Origin of the sequence: Thermogutta sp., assembly GCF_014359955.1 — a bacterium.
Classification (GTDB): Bacteria; Planctomycetota; Planctomycetia; order Pirellulales; family Thermoguttaceae; genus Thermogutta.
The window spans coordinates 1-4,826 of record NZ_JACIYL010000302.1; the positions used below are offsets into that span (position 1 = coordinate 1).

A 4,826-nucleotide genomic window follows, 5' to 3' on the forward strand; every position below is an offset into this window, starting at 1 on the left:
TCGACGCGCTCCAGGAAATCTCCCGTCGCATCAGCGAGACGGTGATGGATGTTTACAATGTGGCACGGCAGGAGCTGTATTCCAGTGTCCCGTTTGAGCATAAGGTGCTCAGTCTGGAACTGCCTCTGCGTATGGTCACGGCCGAAGAAGCTCGGACGGCACAGGAAGAAGCTGCTAAGCTGGCCGATCAACCTGCCCTGCGGATGAAGATGCTCTGGTATCAGCGCGTCGCCGAGCGCTACGAGAGACAGCAGCAGCTTTCCAATGACCAGTGGAAAAAGTCCTACGAGATTCATGTGATACGGCTCGGGGATGTGGCGATTGCTACCAATCCCTTTGAACTGTTCGTGGACTTCGGTCTGCAAATTCAGGCCAGGAGCAAAGCCACGCAGACCTTCGTGATCCAGCTTGCGGGCGCGGGCACATATCTGGCGACGGACCGCGCGGTTGCGGCGGGCGGATACAGTGCGGTCGTGGAGAGCACAGAAGTCAGTCCGGAAGGCGGACAGATCCTGGTGGATCGAACCGTGGAAGCGATCAATACTCTTTTCGGACAGTGAGGTGTGCCTTACGAGGAATGGGGTATTCACCTATGGAGAAAGACTGGGATGGCAAGAAACATTTCGGCAAGATGTTCGTTGCTGACAGGCGGGGTGATGATAAGCTTCCCTCCACTGTGAAAGGGTGACGTATGAGAATCCAGCGATCGACATTGTTCGTCCAAAAAGCGTCCGTGGCGCTGGCGATTTCTCTCGGCCTCTTGTTGGGGCTGACTGTTCGCGGTGCAGATCGCGATCAGAAACCGCTGACACTAATTGTGATCGAGTTGAAACAACATGGTCTGGCGATGCTGCTGGAGACTCCGGAAGGTCGGCATTACCTCATTGATACCGGGGGTGGTGGGGATCGGGATACCGTGGCGGCATGCCTCACCGAGCATCATGTGGACCAGATAGCGGGAGTCGTAATCTCTCACCCGCACGGCGATCATCAGGGCGGTGTCCCGGCTGTTTTCGAACGCTGGCCGGTGAAAGAGTTGATCGTCTCTCCGTTTGTGCGCAAGGTTCCCGAAAAGCTCAAGACATCCGAGACGGAGTTTTCGCTGGGGCTACAGAAGCTGGCCGAGCAAAAGGGCGCCCGAGTCACGGAAGTATGGCGGGGAAGCCGTCTTGAGTGGGGAGCCGATGTGCATGTGGAGGTCCTCTGGCCGCCGGAAGAACCTTTTTTGACTCCGAATCCCCAGCCGCATGGAACCTATAACAACAATTCGCTTGTATTGAGAGTGCAGTACAAGGCCGCGGTCTTTCTGCTTCCCGGAGATCTCGGAAACGAAGCGGCAGCCGTGCTGGTCAGGGAATCTCCTGCAAAGCTCAAAGCGCACGTGGTCATTGTGCCCCATCACGGGTTTTTTGGTAATGCCGATTTTGCCAAGGCGGTTCAGGCGCAGGTGGCGATCGCCTCGTGCATCGTTGACTACCCGGATCATCCCACACGGAACGTGCCGGGAATTCATGCTGTGGATCTGTTTGCACCAATGGGAACTGGGGTCTATGTCACGCCATGGCACGGGACGGTGATTGTGTCGACGGACGGGAAGCATCTGTCCGTTGAGGCGAGAAAGAACCTCGAACTCGCACCGCTTTCCAATTGAAGTGGAGAGTCAGCGGCTCGCTGGTGCCGTCCAAAAGGCCCAAGTTGGGGGATCTGTGCAACCCAATTCTTGACGGTGTCCTCTCGCCCATACCCGGTTTCGTGGAAGGGCAAGGTCGGCGAGGTTGCTGCGGTCTTTTCAAGCAGCAACCGTGTCGAGTGACTCGTTGTAGTTTGCAGGGTGGCGCGTTCTTCGCAGCGATCGGGTTGCCCCGGTGCAAGTCATTCACTTGTCCAAATTGCTAGAATTCTTGTCGGTGTGGGAAGTCGGTAATTCTCCTGCAATTGAGATTGAGATGGCTTTTTGAGGCTGTCAAGCAAACGGTGGCGGAAATTGGCCACTTCGCCGTCAACGTCGCCAACCAGAGGGACTGGATACCACAAAAGAGTCGTCCGCAGCCGTGGAAGGAACGTTACCTGTTTTCTCCATCGCGATCCAGGAAAGGAGGATGGCCATGTCTCGAAGTCGTCGGCAATTCCTCAGTCAAACGGCCGGTCTGGGACTGGTGATTGTTTGTGGGAAGACGGCCGTGAGTGCAGCGGAATCCGGGGAAGACTTGGAAGAGTCGCCGGTAGCTGCCGGCGAAGATCTCATGCGCGAGCATGGAGTTCTTAATCGCATCTTGTTGATCTACGAGGCGGCTTTAGCGCGGCTGCCTCAAGCCGGGGAAGACGTTGGGGAGGTCGTGCATGAAGCGGGAACGCTTGTCCGGAGTTTCGTGGAGGATTACCATGCCAAACTGGAAGAGAATCACATTTTCCCCGTTCTCGAAAAGCATCAACGGTTGACGGATCTCGTGGCTGTGTTGCGTGAGCAGCACGCTGTAGGGAGAAAAGTAACAGACAGGATTCTCAAAGTCACTGAAGCGCCTGCCTGGCGGCAGTCGGAGAACCGGCGCAGCTTTGCGAGAGCGTGTCGTGCCTTCATACGAATGTATCGCCCGCACGAAGCGCGAGAAGATACGGAAGTCTTTCCGGCTCTTCACCACATCTTGTCCGCCAAGGAACTTGCTGACTTGGGAGAACGATTTGAAGAAGAGGAAGACCGACTGTTCGGGAGCGGCGGCTTCGAAAAGGTGGTTGCCCGAGTGGGCGAGTTGGAAGCTCGACTGGGCATCAACGATTTGCGGCAGTTTACAGCGCAGCTTGATTAGAGCGGGACGTTGTGTCTCGCGGACTGCGGGGAAGTGAAAACAAAAGGGAGCGAGGCTCCAGTTTTATCTCGGCATGCCACCTGCTACTAAAATTTCAGCGGGCGCAGCGGTTGGTCGTCGGGCAAAGCACTGACCCAGCCGCAGAAAACGGTCATAGGGCTCCACTGGGCGTCAGAGGAGTTGCACTCGGGCCCGGCTGGGGATAATCTTGTTGGAGGATGCTGGCAAACCGGAATCATTCGCTCCGAGGGGCATGCTTTTCATGGTGCCTGACAGTTTGTGGGCAGATCGGAACGGCAAATCGGGATTGCGCGATAGACGTGCCCGATTGCCCAGGCTCGCTTTTTCCATACCCCTGGCGAATTTCGCCCATCTTTTGGGGATAATACGAAAAAGGGGGCACGAGGCGTCGTTTTCGCCGCCCGTTGCTTCTTCTGGCCGATGGGGCGACCTGACGCTGCAGCGCTCCTGTTTGGCAATGAGCTTGCAAGGCGTATTGAGGAAAGGGGGAAACTTGTAAATGAGCAACCGAATGCTGGATGAGCAGGACGTGCTGGGACCCTTGTTGTCCAAGATCACCTGTCCCCATTGCTGGCACGTCTTTCAGCCTGCGGACACCCTTTGGATTTCGGAACATCCCGACCTTTTGGGCGACCGGTTGCTCGGTCCTCATGTGCCCCAGCGGTTTCTCCCCAATCGTTTTACGCCCCAGGGCAATGCTTTGGACAGCCGGGGCATGCCCACTTCCCGGCTTGCCTGTCCCCATTGCCACCTGGAAATCCCACGCGGCATTTTTCATTTACGGCCGGTCTTTTTTTCTGTTCTGGGAGCTCCAGCGTCGGGAAAGTCGTATTTCCTTACGACGATGATTTGGCGTTTACGGAAACTTCTTCCAGAGAAATTCGGACTGGCTCTGACCGATCTCGATGCCATTCATAATCAGCGGCTGCAGGAGTACGAAAATACTCTCTTCCTCAATCGTGATGGTCAGACACCTGTGGAGCTTCCGAAAACCGAAACCACCGGTGACCTGTATAACGTCGTGATGCTGGGGGGTGCGCCTGTTCAGTATTTAAAGCCCTTTTTGTTTTCTATTCAGCCGGTGGGAAAACACCCGCGGGCCAAGCTGGGGCTTCATGGAGGACGGGCGCTGGTGGTTTACGACAATGCAGGGGAAAGTTTTCTCCCCGGTGCGGATTCCGCGCGAAGCCCGGTCACGCGTCACCTCGCGCTGTCGGCGGCCTGGTTTTTCGTGTTCGACCCCACCCAAGATTTACGATTTCGGCGGGAAGTCAGTCGCATTTCCGACGATCCGCAGGTCCGCATGGACCTCAGTCGACCAGCGCGAGAGGTCCCATACCGTCAGGACGTGATCCTTCGCGAGGCCTGGGAAAGGGTGCTCAGGCATCACGAGGGAGCCCTGCGCAAGGGGATGCCGCCGCTTGTCGTGATTGTGGCCAAGGCGGACTGTTGGGGCCCACTGCTCCCCTGCTGGCCGCTTCCAGAACCATATCGCATGACGGCCAAGGGCGTTGCGGGCGTGAGTATCGAGCGGATCGTGGAGGTATCCCATGCGGTACGCGCCCTGATGGAGCAACATGTACCAGAAATCGTGGTTGCCGCCGAGACACTCACCAGGGACGTGGTTTACATTCCCGTCAGCTCAACCGGTTGTTCCCCGGAGACCAACGAACGCGGTGAGATCGTTGGATTTCTCCCGAGCAAGATCCAGCCCATGTGGGTAGAAACGCCCCTCCTGTACACCCTCGTGCGGTGGATGCCTGGCCTGGTGGGTCGGCTTGTCGGGAGCGCTCCTCGGGGGGCTGCGGGATGAGATGACGCCCCTGCACCGAAAGGGTGCTGGAAGACATCACGCGAAATACCCTGACAGGAAAAAAGTCGTGAAACTCTGAGCGGAGAATTTTGACGATGGCCTGGGAACTTGTGATCACGTCAGCGCCAAGGGGACTCAAGCCCGGCTCGAGCGGTTTTTGCCCTGTTTTGGCGACTCGTGGAATTCCG

At 57.0% G+C, this 4,826-nt stretch carries 4 protein-coding genes and 1 pseudogene; all 5 read left to right on the top strand.

The features are described from left to right. Positions 1-560: pseudogene (locus tag H5U08_RS10285) on the top strand (hypothetical protein); the annotation flags it as partial. 131 nt (positions 561-691) lie between these two features. Continuing rightward, complete coding sequence (locus H5U08_RS10290) at positions 692-1,651, top strand: MBL fold metallo-hydrolase (RefSeq protein WP_297032717.1); 960 nt, start codon at positions 692-694, stop codon at positions 1,649-1,651. A 454-nt stretch (positions 1,652-2,105) separates the two neighbouring features. Then, the gene (locus H5U08_RS10295) at positions 2,106-2,804 is read left to right on the top strand and encodes a hemerythrin domain-containing protein (protein WP_297032719.1); all 699 of its coding nucleotides are present in this window, start codon (positions 2,106-2,108) and stop codon (positions 2,802-2,804) included. Between the two features lie 520 nt (positions 2,805-3,324). Further along, the gene (locus tag H5U08_RS10300; protein WP_297032720.1) at positions 3,325-4,638 is read left to right on the top strand and encodes a hypothetical protein; all 1,314 of its coding nucleotides are present in this window, start codon (positions 3,325-3,327) and stop codon (positions 4,636-4,638) included. 95 nt (positions 4,639-4,733) lie between these two features. Further along, the coding region (locus H5U08_RS19845; RefSeq protein ID WP_366494393.1) for a hypothetical protein at positions 4,734-4,826 on the top strand (93 nt) is incomplete at its 3' end.

Excerpts from the sequence above, each read along its gene's own strand:
- H5U08_RS10295 (WP_297032719.1), top strand. The coding sequence starts at position 2,106 with ATGTCTCGAAGTCGTCGGCAATTCCTCAGTCAAACGGCCGGTCTGGGA.
- H5U08_RS10300 (WP_297032720.1), top strand. The coding sequence starts at position 3,325 with ATGAGCAACCGAATGCTGGATGAGCAGGACGTGCTGGGACCCTTGTTG.
- H5U08_RS10290 (WP_297032717.1), top strand. The coding sequence starts at position 692 with ATGAGAATCCAGCGATCGACATTGTTCGTCCAAAAAGCGTCCGTGGCG.